At 70.8% G+C, this 17,792-nt stretch carries 14 protein-coding genes; 6 read left to right on the plus strand and 8 right to left on the minus strand.

Annotated elements, in window-relative coordinates:
- The first annotated feature begins 43 nt into the window (after positions 1–43).
- The 5 genes from OG905_RS26310 to OG905_RS26330 all read left to right on the plus strand — a co-directional run bounded on the left by OG905_RS26310 (position 44) and on the right by OG905_RS26330 (position 5,111).
- Positions 44–487, plus strand: a complete 444-nt coding sequence (locus tag OG905_RS26310; RefSeq protein WP_328677783.1) for a single-stranded DNA-binding protein — start codon at positions 44–46, stop codon at positions 485–487.
- Between the two features lie 224 nt (positions 488–711).
- On the plus strand, positions 712–2,127 hold the full coding sequence (locus OG905_RS26315; RefSeq protein WP_443043995.1) for an LAETG motif-containing sortase-dependent surface protein: 1,416 nt from the start codon (positions 712–714) through the stop codon (positions 2,125–2,127).
- Positions 2,128–2,327: 200 nt separating this feature from the next.
- Positions 2,328–3,992 carry an energy-dependent translational throttle protein EttA gene (gene ettA / locus OG905_RS26320; RefSeq protein ID WP_328677785.1) on the plus strand — a complete coding sequence of 555 codons (1,665 nt, stop codon included), beginning with the start codon at positions 2,328–2,330 and terminating at the stop codon, positions 3,990–3,992.
- Between the two features lie 7 nt (positions 3,993–3,999).
- The gene (locus OG905_RS26325; RefSeq protein ID WP_328677786.1) at positions 4,000–4,440 is read left to right on the plus strand and encodes an acyl-CoA thioesterase; all 441 of its coding nucleotides are present in this window, start codon (positions 4,000–4,002) and stop codon (positions 4,438–4,440) included.
- On the plus strand, positions 4,437–5,111 hold the full coding sequence (locus OG905_RS26330) for a hypothetical protein (protein ID WP_328677787.1): 675 nt from the start codon (positions 4,437–4,439) through the stop codon (positions 5,109–5,111). The genes OG905_RS26325 and OG905_RS26330 overlap by 4 nt, the downstream gene beginning before the upstream one ends.
- A gap of 19 nt (positions 5,112–5,130) precedes the next feature.
- Here OG905_RS26330 and OG905_RS26335 read toward each other — a convergent pair whose 3' ends face one another.
- Positions 5,131–5,535: a globin gene (locus OG905_RS26335; RefSeq protein WP_328677788.1), complete on the minus strand. Its 405-nt coding sequence runs from the start codon at positions 5,533–5,535 to the stop codon at positions 5,131–5,133.
- 99 nt (positions 5,536–5,634) lie between these two features.
- Between OG905_RS26335 and OG905_RS26340 the strand changes: the two genes are divergently transcribed.
- Positions 5,635–6,651, plus strand: a complete 1,017-nt coding sequence (locus OG905_RS26340; protein ID WP_328677789.1) for a methyltransferase domain-containing protein — start codon at positions 5,635–5,637, stop codon at positions 6,649–6,651.
- Positions 6,652–6,836: 185 nt separating this feature from the next.
- On the opposite strand, the gene OG905_RS26345 is transcribed toward OG905_RS26340, so the two are convergent.
- From OG905_RS26345 to OG905_RS26375, 7 genes are all read right to left on the minus strand, one after another.
- Positions 6,837–8,012: an FHA domain-containing protein gene (locus OG905_RS26345; RefSeq protein WP_328677790.1), complete on the minus strand. Its 1,176-nt coding sequence runs from the start codon at positions 8,010–8,012 to the stop codon at positions 6,837–6,839.
- 73 nt (positions 8,013–8,085) lie between these two features.
- Entirely contained in the window at positions 8,086–9,444 is a 1,359-nt protein-coding gene (locus OG905_RS26350; protein ID WP_328677791.1) for a vWA domain-containing protein, read from the minus strand.
- A 97-nt stretch (positions 9,445–9,541) separates the two neighbouring features.
- Entirely contained in the window at positions 9,542–10,975 is a 1,434-nt protein-coding gene (locus OG905_RS26355; protein WP_328677792.1) for a PP2C family serine/threonine-protein phosphatase, read from the minus strand.
- Between the two features lie 3 nt (positions 10,976–10,978).
- Entirely contained in the window at positions 10,979–13,708 is a 2,730-nt protein-coding gene (locus tag OG905_RS26360) for a serine/threonine-protein kinase (protein ID WP_328677793.1), read from the minus strand.
- Positions 13,705–15,045 (minus strand): hypothetical protein, encoded by a 1,341-nt coding sequence (locus tag OG905_RS26365; protein ID WP_443043996.1) that lies wholly within the window; start codon positions 15,043–15,045, stop codon positions 13,705–13,707. Before OG905_RS26365 ends, OG905_RS26360 begins: the two co-directional genes overlap by 4 nt.
- An 82-nt stretch (positions 15,046–15,127) precedes the next feature.
- A complete protein-coding gene (locus tag OG905_RS26370; RefSeq protein ID WP_328677795.1) occupies positions 15,128–16,135 on the minus strand; it encodes a glutamate ABC transporter substrate-binding protein in 1,008 nt (335 codons plus the stop codon).
- An 11-nt stretch (positions 16,136–16,146) separates the two neighbouring features.
- A complete protein-coding gene (locus OG905_RS26375) occupies positions 16,147–17,550 on the minus strand; it encodes a hypothetical protein (protein ID WP_328677796.1) in 1,404 nt (467 codons plus the stop codon).
- Positions 17,551–17,792 lie beyond the last annotated feature (242 nt).

A 17,792-nucleotide genomic window follows, 5' to 3' on the forward strand; every position in this document is an offset into this window, starting at 1 on the left:
GCATGGAGATCGGTCAGGACAACCGGACGGGGAGGTGGCTGTCGTGAACGACACGATGGTGACGGTGGTGGGCAATGTCGCCACGAATGTGGAGTACCGGGAATCAGTGGCAGGAGGCATGGCGCGATTCCGATTCGCTGTCACATCGAGGCGATGGGACAAGCAGAGCGGAAGCTGGACGGACGGGCACACCAGCTTCTACACGGTTTTCGCCTGGCGGTCGCTCGCCGTAAATCTGGCCGGGTCGGTCTCCGTGGGGGAACCGCTTCTTGTTCATGGGCGGTTGAAGGTGCGCGAAGAGGAGCGGGACGGGCAGCGCAGGACATCGGTGGAGATCGACGCGGTGGCGGTGGGCCACGATCTGACGCGTGGGACCTCGGCATTCCGGCGCGTGGTGAAGGCCGAACCAAATCTGACGGACCGTCCGGCGGAGCGCACCGGCCGGCGATCCGAGGAGGTCGGGGCGGCACCGGTAGCCGTGCCCTGACCAGGAGTTGTGGAGATTTGTCGTTTCAGGAACGGGGATTCGGCGATGGCGACAGAGGCGACGATAACGATTCCGAGTCGGAATGGTTGTCTGACGGTATGACGGGGGACTGGGGTGCACGGCATCCATAGGATTTCGGCGTACCACGGGGCACTTGAGTCTGCAGGCGAGGCACTCCCCCCACGCGTCACACGCGAATAGGGCCTCGCCCGGAGGGGAATTCTGTGTTTGCTGTGTTCTCTGCGTCGGTCGGACGCAGGCGGAGCGCTGCTCGTCGTCTTACTGCCGCGGCTTTGCTGTCGGGCCTCATCGCGACCGGCTCCATGGCCGCCGCGGGCCCGGCCGCCGCCGACGACGACGTCCAGCACCAGGGTGGCGCGGTTGCCACTCTCGACGGGCTGAAGACCTTTGACCGGGCCGTGCTCCGCACGAACGGCAAGAAGCACGAAATCCCCGCCGGGGTCTTCGAGATGACCGTCGACGGTGGCGGCCGGCTGAAGACGTACTGCATCGACATCCACAACCCGACCCAGGACCAGGCGAAGTACCTCGAGACCCCCTGGAACCAGACGTCGCTGGGCACCAACAAGGACGCGGGCAAGATCCGGTGGATCCTGCAGCACTCCTACCCCCAGGTCGACGACCTGGCGGCGCTGGCCAAGTCGGCGGGCACCGGGCCGCTCTCGGAGAGGACCGCGGCGGCCGGCACCCAGGTGGCCATCTGGCGCTACTCGGACGGCGCGGACGTCGACGCGCTCGACCCCGCCGCGGAGAAGCTCGCGGACTGGCTGGAGGTCAAGGCCCAGAACGTGGCGGAGCCGAAGGCCTCGCTCAGCCTGGAGCCGAACGCCGTCTCCGGCAAGGCGGGCGGACGGCTCGGCCCGGTCACGGTCCGCACCGATGCCGGGCAGGTCGCCGTGAGCCCGCCGGCCGACGCGGCAGCCAGCGGGATCAAGATCACCGACGTAGCTGGGAAGCCCCTCACCGCGGTCGTCAACGGCGCTCAGCTGTACTTCGACGTGCCGGCGGGTGCCGTCGACGGCTCGGCGACCCTGACGGCGCAGGCCACCACCTCCGTGCCGGTGGGCCGTGCCTTCGCGGGTGCGACCAAGAGCCAGACCCAGATCCTGGCCGGCTCCAGCGAGTCAACGGTCTCCGCGACCGCGACGGCGACCTGGGCGAAGGCGGGCGCGATTCCGGCGCTGTCGGCGAAGAAGAACTGCGCCAAGGGCGGCGTGGACATCAGCGCGACCAACAAGGGCGACGCGCCGTTCAGCTTCGAGCTGATGGGCTTCAAGCACACGATCCCGGCCGGGGCGTCCCGGACGGTCACCATCCCGGTCGCCGAGGACCAGGCGTACGACTTCACCATCACCGGGCCCGAAGGCTTCAGCAAGACCTTCAAGGGCGTGCTGGACTGCAAGACCACCGGCGCCTCGGGCTCCGAGGATACCCCCTCGTCCCAGCCCAGCCCGGCCTCTGCCGGTGGCACCTCCAGCGGCCTTGAGGGCGACCTCGCCGAGACGGGCAGCTCCAGTGCCACCCCGATGATCGCGGGTATCGCGATCGCGCTGGTCGTGATCGGCGGCGGCGCGGTCTTCTTCCTCCGCAAGAAGAAGGAGACGCCCACCGAGGAGTGAGCGCCCCCTCGCGCAACGTGACACTGCGCCGAGACGGCCCCCGGTACGCCTGTGCGCACCGGGGCCGTTTCGTCGGTGCCGGTCCTGTGCCGGTGGCCGGACCGAAGCAAGGGCCCCCGACCTACCGGTTTCCGTCGAGGGATGGACGTACGGCAAGATGGGGTGTATCTGCCCACCCTCTTCTTGCCGGACGGTTTCTCTTGGCTGAGTACATCTACACGATGCGCAAGACGCGCAAGGCGCACGGCGACAAGGTCATCCTCGATGACGTGACGCTGAGCTTCCTGCCCGGTGCGAAGATCGGTGTGGTCGGCCCCAACGGCGCCGGTAAGTCCACCGTGCTGAAGATCATGGCCGGTCTGGAGCAGCCCTCCAACGGTGACGCGTTCCTCTCGCCCGGCTACACCGTCGGCATCCTGCTGCAGGAGCCGCCGCTGGACGAGTCCAAGACGGTTCTGGAGAACGTCGAGGACGGCGTTGCCGCGATCAAGGGCAAGCTCGACCGGTTCAACGAGATCGCCGAGCAGATGGCGACCGAGTACACCGACGCGCTGATGGAAGAGATGGGCAAGCTCCAGGAGGAGCTCGACCACGCCAACGCCTGGGACCTCGACGCCCAGCTCGAGCAGGCCATGGACGCGCTCGGCTGCCCGCCCGGGGACTGGCCCGTCACCACCCTCTCCGGTGGTGAGAAGCGCCGCGTCGCCCTGTGCAAGCTGCTGCTCGAAGCCCCCGACCTGCTGCTCCTCGACGAGCCCACCAACCACCTGGACGCCGAGTCCGTGCAGTGGCTGGAGGCGCACCTCGCCAAGTACCCCGGCACCGTCGTCGCCATCACCCACGACCGGTACTTCCTCGACAACGTCGCCGAGTGGATCCTCGAGCTCGACCGCGGCCGCGCCCACCCCTACGAGGGCAACTACTCCACCTACCTGGAGAACAAGGCCTCCCGCCTCAAGGTCGAGGGCGCCAAGGACGCGAAGCGCCAGAAGCGTCTGAAGGAAGAGCTCGAGTGGGTCCGCTCCAACGCGAAGGGGCGGCAGGCCAAGTCCAAGGCCCGTCTGGCCCGTTACGAGGAGATGGCCGCCGAGGCCGACAAGATGCGGAAGCTGGACTTCGAGGAGATCCAGATCCCGCCGGGCCCGCGTCTGGGCTCCGTCGTCGTCGAGGTCGAGAACCTCACCAAGGCCTTCGGCGACAAGGTCCTGATCGACGGCCTGAGCTTCACCCTGCCGCGTAACGGCATCGTCGGCGTCATCGGCCCCAACGGCGCCGGCAAGACCACGCTCTTCAAGATGATCCAGGGTCTGGAAGAGGCCGACTCCGGTGTGATCAAGGTCGGCGAGACCGTCAAGATCTCCTACGTCGACCAGAGCCGCGCCAACATCGACCCCAAGAAGACCCTGTGGGCCGTTGTCTCCGACGAGCTCGACTACATCAACGTCGGACAGGTCGAGATGCCGTCCCGCGCCTATGTCTCGGCGTTCGGCTTCAAGGGACCGGACCAGCAGAAGCCGGCCGGCGTCCTGTCCGGTGGTGAGCGCAACCGCCTCAACCTGGCGCTGACCCTCAAGCAGGGCGGCAACCTGCTGCTCCTCGACGAGCCCACCAACGACCTCGACGTCGAGACGCTCTCCTCCCTGGAGAACGCCCTGCTCGAGTTCCCCGGTGCGGCCGTGGTCGTCTCCCACGACCGCTGGTTCCTCGACCGCGTCGCCACGCACATCCTGGCGTACGAGGGCGACTCCAAGTGGTTCTGGTTCGAGGGCAACTTCGACTCGTACGAGAAGAACAAGGTCGAGCGCCTCGGCCCGGACGCGGCCCGTCCGCACCGTGCCACCTACAAGAAGCTCACCCGGGGCTGAGTCGCACATGGCCCGCTACATCTACCGCTGTCCCCTCCGCTGGTCGGACATGGATGCCTTCGGGCATGTCAACAACACGGTCTTCCTACGGTACCTGGAAGAGGCGCGGATCGACTTCATGTTCCGGCTGGCGCCGGGGGACGGGTCGCCGTCCTTCTCGGGCGGGTCCGTCGTGGCCCGCCACGAGATCGACTACAAGCGGCCGCTGGTCCACCGGCACGAGCCGGTGATCATCGAGCTGTGGGTGACGAAGATAAGCGCGGCGTCGCTGACCATCGCGTACGAGGTCAAGGACGCGGAGGGCCCTTCGGACGTCTATGTGCGGGCCTCGACCATCGTCGTGCCCTACGACCTCGCCGCCGAGCGTCCGCGCCGGATCAGCGCGGAGGAGAAGTCCTTCCTCCTGAAGTACATGGACGACGCCGGCGAGGGTGCTCTCGCCGCATGAGCGTGCCCGTGCAGAGTCTGCACTTCGCCGACGCGAGGGAGGCGGAGGATCTCGCCGCCTTCCTCGCCCGGCTGATCCACTACGACCGCGCCGCCGCCGTCCGCCTTCAGGCCGGTGGTGGCGCGCTCGCCGTTTTCGGGCGCCCGCCCTCCTTCGAGGTGCTCGCGATCCGTACGGCACGGCTCGACGACGCCGCCGAGCTGGATGTCACCGTCTCGGCGGGTGAGCTTCTGGAGTCCCTGGGCGGTGAGGGCGGCGCGGAGTTCACCGTGCCCGCGCCGGTCACCGGGCCGCCGTGGGCCGGAGTGCTGCCGCCGCGCGGCGGCTGGCGGGAGCTGCCCGGACTGCCCGAAGTGACCGCGATGCGCGGAGCCGTCGCCGCCGCGGTCGCCGAATTCCGCACCCGCGACGAGCAGTTGCCCGCCGAGCGCCGCACCCGCGCCGAGCGGGACGGGATCGGCCGCGAGATCTGGTCGCGCACCGTCGGCACCACCGGGCTGCCGCTGCGCGCCGTGCACGCCGCCCAGTCGCTCGGCTTTTTGCGCCCGGGAGTTCCGGTCGCCCTGCTGTCCACGGGGGCCTGGCTCAGATTGCGTACGCCCTTCGGGTCGATCGTCGTACGCACGCATGGCCTCGGCGGACTGACGGTCACGCCCACCCGGCACGGCTGACACCCGCAGCGGACACGCCCTAGTCCGCCGCGTTCACCATGGAGGCCGCGGCATAGGTGAGGTAGTCCCACAGCTGCCGCTGGTGCGCCTCTGAGAGTCCGAGCTCGTCCACGGCCGTACGCATGTGCTTCAGCCAGGCGTCGTGTGCGGCCCGGTCGACGGTGAACGGCGCGTGCCGCATCCGCAGCCGCGGGTGGCCGCGGTTGTCGCTGTAGGTGCGAGGCCCGCCCCAGTACTGGATCAGGAACAGGGTGAGCCGCTCCTCGGCCGGACCCAGATCCTCCTCCGGGTACATCGGCCGCAGCAGCGGGTCCTCGGCAACGCCCTGGTAGAAACGGTGGACGAGACGCCGGAAGGTCTCCTCGCCACCGATCTGCTCGTAGAACGTCTGCTCCTCAAGGGTGCCGCGCGGAATCTCAGTCACGCCTCCATGGTCTCAGACGCGCCGGCCGAGGACCGAGGGCCTAGGACCACTCACCATCGGGTGCTCGCCTCGGCGGCGGCCGCGCAGGAGAGTGGAGGCATGGGTACGGAGCTTGAACGGTTCGCCGAGCCAGCGGCCGAGGCGCGGCGCTCGATGGTACGGACGATCATGGCCGACGGAGGGCTGACCGATCCGGCCTGGCGGGCGGCGTTCGAGGACGTGCCGCGGCATCTGTTCGTGCCGTACTACTTCGTGAGCCGGGGATACGCCCCGAGCGACGGCGTCGGCAAGGGCGCGTACGAGCGGCTGTGGTGCGAGGACCCCGATCCGCAGCGGCGGGCCCGCTGGCTGCGGGGTGCCTATGCCGACGGCCCGCTCGCGACGCGGGTGCGCGACGGGCAGCTGATCTCCTCCAGCAGCCAGCCCTCGCTGATGGCACGGATGCTTCAGGAGCTGGAGGTGCGCGAGGGGCATGCCGTCCTGGAGATCGGCGCGGGCACCGGCTACAACGCCGCCCTGCTCGCCCACCGTCTCGGCGACGAGCTGGTGACGACCATCGACGTGGACCCGGAGATCACCGAGTCGGCGCGCTCACATCTGGCCGCCGCGGGCTACCACCCGGCTGTGATCACCGGCGACGGCGCGCGCGGCTGCCCCGAACGCGCACCCTTCGACCGCATCATCGCGACCTGCACCCTGCCGTCCGTTCCCTTCGACTGGCTGCCGCAGTGCAGGCCGGGGGCGCGGATCCTGGCGCCGCTGTCCACCGGTCTGATCGCCCTGCGGGTGCACGACGACAGCAGCGGCCGCACCGCGGAGGGGCGCTTTCTGCGGACGGCCGCCTACTTCGTGCCGCTGCGCGGCGGCGCGGCCGCACGGGAGGGGCACAGCGGCGGGCTGCCGAGGCGCGCGATAGAGAACGAGCTGTTCCGTTTCCTGCTGACGCTGACCGCGGGCAGCCTCGACCCGCACGAGGCATTGTCGCTGTGGGAGCGCGAGCGGCGCCCGCAGCGGGACCGCTTCGGGGTCACGGTCAGCGGACACCACCAGTGGGCCTGGCTGGACGACCCCGAGGGGCCGTACGCCTGGCCCCTCGGGGCGTCCCACACGCCCTAGGGCCTGTCGTTTGGATCTTGCCGGGCTCGCGTGCCCTGGCACGCTCGCTCGCTGCGTTGTCGTCGGTCGCCGACGCTCCGCGTCGGCTCTCCCCCTGCCTTCGGCGGGGGGACCCCCATCCTCCGGCCTGCGATCGCACGCACCAGACCCCGCTCACTGATCCGGCCTGATCCAAACGACAGGCCCTAGCCCCGGCGGACCGTGATCGTCGTCCAGGCTCCGACATGGACCCGGTCGCCGTCGTTCAGCGGGATCGGGACATAGGGCTGGATCGGGTCCTCGGCGCCGTTGAGCGTGGTGCCGTTGGTGGAGTTCTGGTCGACGACCGCCCACGAGCCGTCGGGCTGCTGCACCAGCACCGCGTGCTGATGCGAGACACCCGGGTCCTCCGGAGGCACGGAGAGATCGATGTCGGGGGACTCGCCGGTGGAGTGCCGGCGGCGGCCGATGGTGATCTGGTTGCCGACGAGGGGGAGCTGCTGCTCGGGGGAGTACGCGGGCAGGTTGAGGCCGCTCGCGTCCGGGCCGCTGCGCTGCATCATCGCCAGGAAGTACTCACGGTCGGGCGCGATGACGGCCGTCCAGCCCGCGGGCGCCGCCTGCTGGTACGGGGGCGGAGCCTGCTGACCCTGCGGCGGGCCGGGATGCTGGGTGTACTGCGGCTGCATCGGCTGCTGATGCTGCTGGAACGGGTGCGGCTGCTGCGGGGCCTGAGGCTGCTGCGGTGCCTGCGTCTGCGAGGGCGGAGGCAGCATCCAGTCGTCCCCGCCGCCCGTGTGCTGGGGCCCCGGCGGCGCGGGAGGTGCGGGCTGCTGATACGCGGGCGGCGCGGGCGGGCCCGGTTGCTGCTGGAAGGCCTGCGGCACCGGCGGCGGCCCCTGCTGCTGGAAGCCCTGCGGCGGCTGCTGCTGCGACGGCGGCTCGTTCGTCAGCGGCTCGGCGGGCCGGTTCATCTGCGAGGGCCGCGAGCTCTGGTAGTCGTACGGGTCGTGCTGCTGCGGCGCGGGCGCCTGCTGCGCCTGGAAGCCCGGCGGCAGGTTCAGCCCGCCGACCGGCTGCGGGGGCGGAGCCAGCGGGGTGTACGAGGTCGCCGTGTGCGTGAGGAAGTTGTACCGGCACTCCTCGCAGAACGGGGCCATGGCCTCGCGCGGTGTGCGGCACTGCGGGCAGAGCTCGGCGTGGGCGGTGGCGTTCGGGACACCGGAGCCGGGACCCGGGCCGGGGTAGCCGTAGGCGGGCGGTGGCGGCGGTGGAGGCGGCGGCATGGCACCCGCGGGAGCGCCAGGACCGGCCATGCGGTGGCCACAGACCTCGCACCAGTCGTCGGAACCCGACTGGTGTCCGTTCGGGCAGGTCGGCATGTCGGCGCTTCCCCCTCTCCTCGTCCGGCCCGGGGGCCGTTTCACATCGGTGAATCTGGGTGTCTCTGGCTGGCTACTTCTTCACACGAACCGTCTTGGTGGAGCGCGTTTCGAGGGTCATCTCGTCCGCCTCCGCGACCTTCGCCTTCAGTCGCACAGTACCCGTCGCCGCATCGACGACGTCCACCACCTTCGAAAGCAGTTTCGCAGTGTCCGCGTTCCCCGAGTCCGCCGCGAGCTGCACCGCACGGCCGAGCTTCGCGGTCGCGCCGTCGATGTCGCCCGACTTGCGGGCATCCAGCCCCTGTTGGATGACTTGTGCCAGTTCGGCCTGGCCCGTGTAGTGCGCGACCTGCGGGTTGATCGAGGTGGACGCCACCATGTCGTCCGTCCACACCGCGCGTACGAGCCCCTGCGACAGCACCTGCGGAGCGCCGCCGTCCGCGGCCGGAATGATCAGCGAGACGCGGGCGGCAAGCATCTCCTGGCCCACGCTCGCCTCCGGCACCTGGACGCACACGTGATAGTCGCGGGACTCGTCGCCCCAGGATCCCGTGGGGTAGTCCCCGGCCCGCGGACCCGCCTCCGTGCGCCGCCCGGTCAACTCCTCGACCGTCGGCGCCACTTGCTTGATGAACTTGATCTCCACGCCGACGGGCGTCCACAGCCGCAGCGCCACGTCCGCGACCTCCTTGCCCATCGCGTTCTCCATCATGCTCGTGAAGTCCGCGGCCAGCTCGGCCGGGTTCGCGACGATGTCCGCCGTGCCGAGCAGCGCGGAGGCGATTCCGGTGACCTCCTTGACCTCCCAGTCGGTCCCGACGCCGCGGGCGTCGCAGGTGAAGCGGCCCCCGGCCGCGTCGAGCGTGGCCCGCAGATCCTCCGGCGCCTCGTGCTCGTTACGGCCGTCGGTGAGCAGGATGCCGTGCCGGATCGCGACATCGGAGGTGGCGAGCAGCCGGTCGGCCAGCCGCAGCCAGGTGCCGATCGCGGTGCCGCCGCCCGCGGTGAGCCGCCGCAGGGCGTCCTTGGCCTGGGCGCGGGTCGCCGGATCGGCGACGGCGAGCTTTCCGCCGCCGGGGAAGACCTCGGCGGCCACATGCGTGCCCGCGACCACCGCGAACGCGACGCCGTCGCGCAGGGTGTCGATGGCGGCGGCAGTGGCATCACGGGCATTGCGCATCTTGGTCGGCGGGTAGTCCATCGAGCCGGAACAGTCGACCATGATCACTACGGCCGCGCTCGGCGCCTGCCCAGGTATGGCGGTGGGGGAGGGCGTGGCGCCCGTGAGCGGAGCCCCGCCGCTGGTGCCGCCTCCGGTGGAGGTGACGGTGACGATCGCGTTCACCTCGCGGCCGCCCTCGGGCAGGTATTCGTTCTGGTACACCTCGACGGAGAACTGCGGCACCTGGGACTTGGAGAAAACAGCCATCTGAATCGGCTCCTTGAGGCTCCGCTCGGGCAGGGTTGGTCAGAATCGGTCAGCGAGTAATGGCATGAAGGTCCGCAAGCCGCGGACAAAAGGGGGCTCAAGCCTTGTTGTAGGCCGATCCTGCCCCTTGCTGCGGCACGGCGAACGGCAGGACAGCCACTGTTACGTTGTCGTGGCCCCCGCCGTCCAGGGCATGACCGACCAGAACCTGCGCACTGTGCAGCGGCCGGTCCGCCGCATCGGCGGGGATCGCCCGGGCCATGTCCTCGGCGCCCTCGGCGTAGTTCCACAGACCGTCCGTACAGACCACGACCACACCGGAACGGTCCGGCTTGAAGGACGCGGTGTGCGGCTCCAGTTCGTACGCGTCGGCTCCCAGCCAGCCCGTGATGGCGTGGGCGCGCTCGTCCGCGTACGCCTCGGCCTCGCTCATCAGGCCCGCCGCCACCATCTGGGCGGCCCAGGAGTCGTCCTCGGTGAGCCGGGCGGGCGGGCCGCTGCGGTCCTCGGGCACCCAGTACGCCCGGCTGTCGCCGACCCAGCCGACGACCAGCAGACCGCCGGCCGCGACCGCGCCGACGATCGTGCACGCGGGCGCGTTCTGGTGGCGGTGCGGGTCGTGCTCCATCGCCTCGCCCTCACCGGCGTCGGTGGCAAGGGAGTTGACCGCGTCCGCGGCTGCGACGATCGCCTCGTGCATGGCCTGCTGAGGGTGCGTGCCGCGCGGCAGGGTCTCCAGCAGCAGCTCGTTGGCGGCGCTCGCCGCGGCCTCGGAGGCCTCGTCGGGGCGGGTCGCCGATGACACGCCATCGCAGACGATCGCGACGACGGCCGGTGAGCCGTCGGGCAGAGCCGTGCAGGAGACCGCGAACGAGTCCTCGTTGCGGTGGTGGCGCAGTCCGCGGTCGCTGACCGCGGCGACCGAGCCGAGCTCACGCTCCATGTGGTCGCGCTCGCGGGGCTGGGCGTGCCCGCAGTTCTCGCAGTAGCCGTCGGTGTCGACATGACCGGCGCGGCAGGCCACGCAGAGCTTGGTGCCGGACGGGGCAGTTACGGGATCCACGGCGCGCGGGTCGGCGGCGCCGGCGGGGGCCGCCTCGGGTTCGGGTGCGGGCAGCTCGAAGTCGCCACTGGGCGAGACGCTGGGCGCGGCGTTGGGCGCGGCGTTGGGCGAGGCCTTGGGCGCGGTGGCTTGGACAGGGACGACGGGGACATCGGGCGACGCCTCATGGCCCGGCCGGTTGTCGTACCGTACGGCCGCCGGGGCGGCCAGCGGGCCGCCGCCCGAGTCCGTGCCCGGCAGATCGCCGGGCCGGTGCGTGGGCGCCGGGGTACCCGCACTGTCCGTGCCGGTCGCCGCCGGCCAGCGGACCGCCGTACCGATGGCGATGGTCGGGTGGTCGTCCGGCTGCTCGGGCACGGCCGAGAGGTCGTATCCGCACGCACCGCAAAAGAGGTCACCCGTGTCCAGCGGCTCGTCGCAGCTTGGGCAGGTCGACCCCGCGGCCGGCTGGTGCATCTGCGAGGTCATCAATCACACCCACGTCCGGGGGCGGAAGCGGTTGGCCCGCTCCACCAGGTCGATCCGCTCCTCGCCGCGCTGGGCGAGCCGGGCGAGTACCCGGTAGGAGCGTTCCAGCCCGAAGCGCAGGCCGCGCTCGTCCAGTTCGCTGCCGAGCAGCACTGTCGGCGTGCTGTGCGCCGCCGCGTGCGGTGCGCTCGGCGCATGCGGTGCGTTCTGTACGGACGGAGGGGCTCCGGGACTACCGGAGAGTACCCAGTCCAGGGCCGTGCCGAGTACTTCTGTCGACAACTGTTCGCGGCGTACCGCGTCCAGACCGAAGTCCTTCAGGCCGTCCACCTGCGCAGCTGCGGCCAACAGGTCGCCGATCAGCGGCTCGTGCACGGCGCGTCGCCGCAGCCTCGCCCGCACGGCGGCCACGCGCGCCGCCGTGTAGTGGATCGACGCCTCCGGCACCGACTCCAGAGTCCGTACGGCTCCGGCCCGGTCGCCCGCCGCGAGCTGCACCCGCGCGAGGCCGAAGGCGGCGCTGACATAGCTCGGGTCGGTCGTCCACACCAGGCGGTAGTACTCCGCGGCGTTGTCCAGCTGGCCGAGCACCTCGGCGCAGACGCCCAGCGCGAGCTTGGGCGCGGGCTCGCCGGGGAACGCGTCGTAGATCGCGTCGAAGGAGAGCGCAGCGACCTCGTTCTCCCCGGTCACCAGGGAGGTGAGGCCGCGGTACCAGACGACCCGCCAGTCGTCGGGGTACTGGCCCTCCAGGGTCGCGAGCGCCTTGCTCGCGGAGTCCAGTTCACCCATCTCCAGGCGGGCGCGCAGCTCACGCAGCCGGGTCTCCGGGGAGGCGGCGGAGGCGGAGTGCAGCGCGGCGATCAGCTCGGCGGGGGCCGAAGCCATGAGACCGGCGAGGAAACCGGCGTTGGGGTCGTTCGGGTCGACGCGCGGCACGGGCAGGGCGAGTGAGGTCGCGCGGGCGTCGAGCGTGGCGAGGTGGGGCGCGAGCGGGTAGGCGCCTGCGGCCCCTCCGCCCACGATCCCGGCACCCGGTGCGGGCGTCCCGCCCATGTTGCTGGGCCCGCCGATGCCGTATCCGGCGCCCGAGACGCCCAGTTGGGGCGCACTCTCGCCCACACGCGCCCCGGGCACCAGCGCGCCGCCCGCACCCACCGGGGCCGAGCCGCCCACCGCGACAGGACCCATGCCCACCGAGCCGTTCGCCGCCGCCGACTGCTTACCGCGCCCACGGCCCGGAGCTACCGCCGCACGCCCTCCCAGCTGCGAAACGTCTCCCGTCAGCTCGGCGAACAACTGCGTGTCTGTGACCCGCAGTTCGGGCCCGAACGTCGTCGACAGTGAGGGCCGCGGTCGGCCCGTCTGGATCGCGACGACCTCCCTGAGCACCCCCGTCAGCTGCTCCGCCATCTCCTGCGCCGAGGCGAACCGCCGCGCCGGGTCCGGGTCCGTCGCCCGCACGAGCAGCCGGTAGAAGGACTCGTACGTCTGGAAGACCTTGATGTTCTCCGGGTCCGGCAGGGAGTCCACGAATACGTTCGTGTAGCCCTGGAAGTCGAAGGTCAGCACCGCCAGCGTGCGCGCGACGGTGTACAGGTCGGAGGCGACCGAAGGGCCGACCTCGGCGACCTCCGGGGCCTGGTAGCCGACCGTGCCGTAGATCGCGGACTCGTCGTCGTCCATCCTGCGGACCGCGCCCATGTCGATGAGCTTGAGCTGGTCCTGCTGCTGGATGGCGTTGTCGACCTTGAAGTCGCAGTACAGCAGGTTCCGGCTGTGCAGATGCCCGAGCGCCTCCAGCGCCTCGATGCCGTACGCACACGCCTGCTCGACCGGCAGCGGATCGCGCTTGCCTGCCGTGTCGCGCCGCTCGTTGGCGATCTCCTTCAGCGACTTGCCGCCGACGTACTCCATGACGATGTAGCCGTCGAGCGAGCCTGTGCGCTGGTCGAGATGTTCCACGAAGTTGTAGATACGGACGATGTTGGAGTGCTCGATCTCCGCGAGGAAGCGGCGCTCCGAGATCGCCGCGGCCATGGCGTCCTGGTCGCCCGTGTCCAGCAGGCCCTTGAGCACCACCCACCGGTCGGAGACCGCGCGGTCCACCGCCAGATAGACCCAGCCCAGGCCGCCGTGGGCGAGGCAGCCCACCACTTCGTACTGCCCGTGCACGATGTCGCCATCGGCGAGCTTGGGCACGAACGAATACGGGTGGCCGCACTTGGTGCAGAAACCTTCCGTACGCCCGGGACGCTCACCGCGCGCACGGCCCACCGGTGCCCCGCAGTCGGAGCGCGAGCAGAACCGCTTGCGCTCGGGGACCTCGGGGTTCTCCATCACCGCAGCGCGCGGGTCGGGGCGCGGCACCTGCGGCACGGTGACCAGGCCCGCACCCAGCCGGTTGCGGCCGGACGCGCCCGTGGAGGTGCCCGAGCTGCGCACTGAGACCGACCGGGAGGAGGTGCTGCTCCCGGTCAGCGAGCGCGAAAGCCGCCCCGATACCGAACGCCGGGAGGTCGACGAGCGCGAAGAGGCCCGCGAGGAGCGTGAACTGCGCGCCGAGCCGGAGCCCCTGCCGCCGCCCGTGATGCCGGTGGGCTGCGAGGACACCATGCCGTTCGACGAGACGACGGGAGCGAGCCCGCAGGTGTCGCAGTACAGCTCACCGCCGCCCATGTCCTCGTAACTGCCCTCGCAGCCGGGGCGCTGGCACTTGTTGTTCTCGCTCATGAATCCCCCCTGCGGTCCTGGGGCCCGGCCGGTCCGGCCTGGCGCGGGACCAGTACTTCGGCGGCGGCCTGCTGATAGCGCAGCACCGCCTGTTCGGCGACGCGCAGATCGCACGGCGCGCTCCACAGCATCCGGCGGGCCGCGTCGTACCGCTCGATCAGCAGCGGGTCCTCCGCCATGCCGTGCCGGGCCACCTTCGCCTTGTACGCGTCCAGGCGGCCGCGCAGCTCCGCGCGGACCGCGAGCGGCGCGGTCACGGCCGTCAACGACTCGCGGGCGCGCATCAGTTCGTCCTCGGCCTCGCGCTCCAGCGATTCGAGCAGCGGCGAGAGCCGGTGCCACTGGGAGTGCCTGCGGTACTCGGCTGCCGTGGCGAGCCGCTCCTGCAGCGCGGTCGGTGGGCCGCTGACCGCGGGCACCTCGGAGGCCGCGATCTTCGCGAGCACCTCGCCGCGCGCGGACCGGGCCTCGGTGAGCGTGCGTTCGGCGCGCGAGAGCACGTCGCGCAGCCGCATCAGCCGCTCCTCGGAGTCCTGCCGGACCTGGAGCACCGCTTCGATCTCGCGGCGGATGTCCTCAAGGGCGCGGGCCGCCCGGTCGTAGCGGTCGGTGTCGGGCCGTCCGCCGCCCGGGGCCGAACTGCCGGGCGCGGGCCGCCAGAAGGCGAGCGGATCGGAGATCACCTGGGCGCGCAGCGTGGACAGCTCATGGGTGATCGCCTCCAGCTCGTCACCGGCCGGGTGCTCGCCGGGCCGTACGCCGACGGAGTGCGCGAGCGATCGGGTCCGCTGCAGTTCGGCGGAGAGCAGATCTATGCGGGCGGGCAGCGCCGACCACACCGAGTCGGCCGTGACGACCATGTCCAGCGAGCTCGCGTACAGCTCGTTCATCCGGGCGACCAGCTCTTCGAGCGTGAACTGCTCGGAGAGCTTGGCGGGTCCGGTGATCGACGGCGCGGTGTGGGTGGCGGTGCCTGCGACCGTGACGCTGCGGCCGCGCAGCCGCTCGGTCAGCTCCACCAGGTCCTCACGGCTGGGCCAGCGACGGTGGGAACGCAGCTCACGGGTGTCGTTCAGGGCGGCGGTGTACGCGTCGAAGTACCCCCACAGCAGGGTGATCGCCTGCTCGGCGGAGGCCCAGCGGTCCTTGGTGACGCCCGTCAGCTCGGCGCCTTCGAGGAGCCGGCGGCCCGCATGGTCCTGGAGGGCGAGGAGCGACGTCTCGATCGCTTCGTGCTCGGCGCCGAGGCGCGCCAGAGCACGGTCCACCTCGTCCCGGTCCATCACCGGTCCTGGGGGTCCCGCCGCGAAGCTGGGGGAGGGTCCCGCCGCGCCCATCGATCACCTCTCCGCTCTTCCTTGCCGGACTAGCTTTCCTGCAGAACTAGGTCCTGTCCGGCCTAGTTGTTCGTGTCCGGCTTCAGCCGGTGCGGTACTTCGGCGTCGGCGGCCCTGGTATCCCGGGCAGATCGGCCACCAGCCACTTGTTGTACGCCTCCGTCCACGGGCCCTTGCGGTAGTCGTCGAGCACGCTGTTCACCCGGCGCACCAGGTCGTCGTTGCCGAGCTTCGTGGCGACGCCGTAGAACTCGGTGGTGAAGGGCTTGCCGCCCTTGAGCGCGACCGCCGGGTCCTGTGCGGCCTGGCCCGCCGCGAGGGCCGCGTCCGTGACGACCGCGTCGACGAGGCCCAGCTGCAGGCGCACCAGGCAGTCGAGCTGATTGGGCACGGTGAGCTGGTCCTCGTCCGATGCCTGCCCGTCGTGCGCGTCCTTGAACGTCGCCCCGAAGGAGTTCTTCTCCAGTGCCTCGTAGGCCGTCGAGCCCTCGGCCGAGCAGACCTTCTTCCCGGACAGCGACTTGTCGTAACCGGTGATCGACGACCCCTTGGGGGCGAGCACCTGCTGGCCGGTCTGGAAGTACGCCGTGGAGAACGCGACCTGCTTGATCCGGGCGCAGTTGATCGTCATCGTACGGACGACGATGTCCACCGTGCCGTTGTTCAGGGCGGGTATGCGCTGGTTGGTCGGGATGGCGCGGAAGATGATGGCGTCGGGCCTGCCGAGGATGTCCTTGGCGATGGCCCGGGCGAGATCGATGTCGAAGCCTTCGAGGCCGCCGCTCGCGGGATTGCGGTAACCCCAGCGGTAGCTGTTCTGGTCGACGCCGACGATCAGCTTGCCGCGCTGCACAATCGCGTCGATGGCCGGTCCGCCGGCGGTCGACGACGGCAGGGAGGCCTCGGGGGTGGTGCAGCCGTCTTCCTTGGCGGGCACGACGGAGGCCACGCCCTGGGTGGCCGGCTCCGCGCCGTGCTCCTGCGTGCCTCTGGCCAGCGGCAGCAGTGTGACGGCGGCGGTCAGCGCGCAGGCTGCGGCCATCCCCGCGACGCCCTCCCAGCCGCGGATCCTGCTCCTCACGTCCCTCATGGCGCCCCCTCTCACCGGTACTCCGAAAGCCTGCGGTTGATGCCGATTACGGCTCCTGCCGCACCGAGCACGGCCAGTGCGGCGGCGCCGACCGGCAGCCCGTCCAGCGCGCCGCGCCCGGACGTCGCCGACGCCGTGAACTCCCGCTGCTCATGGTCGATCGCCCTGCGCAGCGCCGCGTCCACCGTGTCGAACGACTGGCCCGTCGAGGCCTTCGGGCCGATGATCTGCTGCAGCGCGCTGTCGTAGTCACCGCCGTTGTCGGTGTTACGCGCCTTCTTGTGGCGGGTGCGCCACTCGGCGACGGCATTGGTGGCGTCCGCGACGGGATCGCGCCCCTCGGAGTCGTCCGCCAGGTCCTTCGCCGACGTCAGCGTGACACCGACGGCGTCCATCCGGTTCGTGTAATTGAATTCGTACTGGTCGTTCTTGCCGTCCGGGGTGAGGACCGCGCCCCGGGAGACGACTGCCAGATTCTCATTGGCGCGGGCCTGCAGCGCCTGTACCCGTGAGCTGTTGAGGGCCTTCAGGGACTCCTGGCCGCTCTCCATGGCGTTGTTCAGCTCGGCACGGGCCACCGTGTGCCCCACGATCAGCCAGAGAATGACGACCGTCGACGCGGCCGTGGCGGCGAGCAGCCCGTGGTTGAACATCCGGTTCGTCAGCAGGTAGTTGCGCCGCTGGGCCCAGACGAGCGCTCCCAGCGCCAGCACACCCAGACCGAACGAGACGAACGGCCAGTCGCGTGCGTCGTCGTTGTCCTCGCCGAGGCGCTTCGTCTCCGCCTTGTAGAGCTTGTCGGCGGCGGGCAGCAGCTCGTTCGACATTTTCAGGTTGGCGTAGCGCAGATAGGCGCCGCCGAGCGGCAGGCCCTGCCGGTTGTTGGCACGGGCGCGCTCGATCAAGCCCGTGTAGCGGGGCAGCTGCTCGTTGAGAGCGGCGATCTGGCGGCCCGACTCGGTCGAACTGTCGGTGTTCGTCGCGGCGTTGATGAGCAGCCTGGACGCGGCCGTGATGTCCTTCTCGTACCGCTCGTGGATCGCGCGGGGCTCTTCGGCGCCGGCGAGGAAGCCATTGGCCGCCGCCGCGTCCGCGTCGGCCAGCGAGCGGTGGATGGACGCGGCGTCCGCGCTCAGCGGCTGACTGCGGCTCACCACATCGTCGGCCGCGGAAGCGCGGTCGGAGATCTCGAACGCGGTCACCGCGCCGAACGCCACGACCAGCGCGGCCAGAACGGCCCCGATGATCTGCAGCCGCCCCGGCTCGGTCGTCGCCGCGGTGCGCAGTCGCTCCTTGCCCACGGCCCAGGCGCCGCGGTGTGCGGGCGGCCGGATGGCCGGCCGGGCCGGTGGCTGTGCGGGCGCATGCCCCGGAGCCGACTGGGGCGCGGTGCGCACATTCGGCGGGTATGTCACGTGACCTCCCCCTCGGTCCCTGACGTCGGCCCGCCCCCCGGCGGGTCGGGAGACTGCTCCCGGCCAGCAGTATGGCCGGAGTGACCGACATTCACACCAGGATTGACTGGATCTTGTTCCCATCGCAGTAATCCAGGATCCTGCCAGACCGATCTCCCCACCATGAATACGCCCCCCGACCTCGATCGGTTCCCGTTGGCGAGGGGTGGACACGGGTGCCGGACGGGCATGAGTTCAAACCC

This window comes from Streptomyces sp. NBC_00322, assembly GCF_036147535.1.
GTDB lineage: Bacteria > Actinomycetota > Actinomycetes > Streptomycetales > Streptomycetaceae > Streptomyces.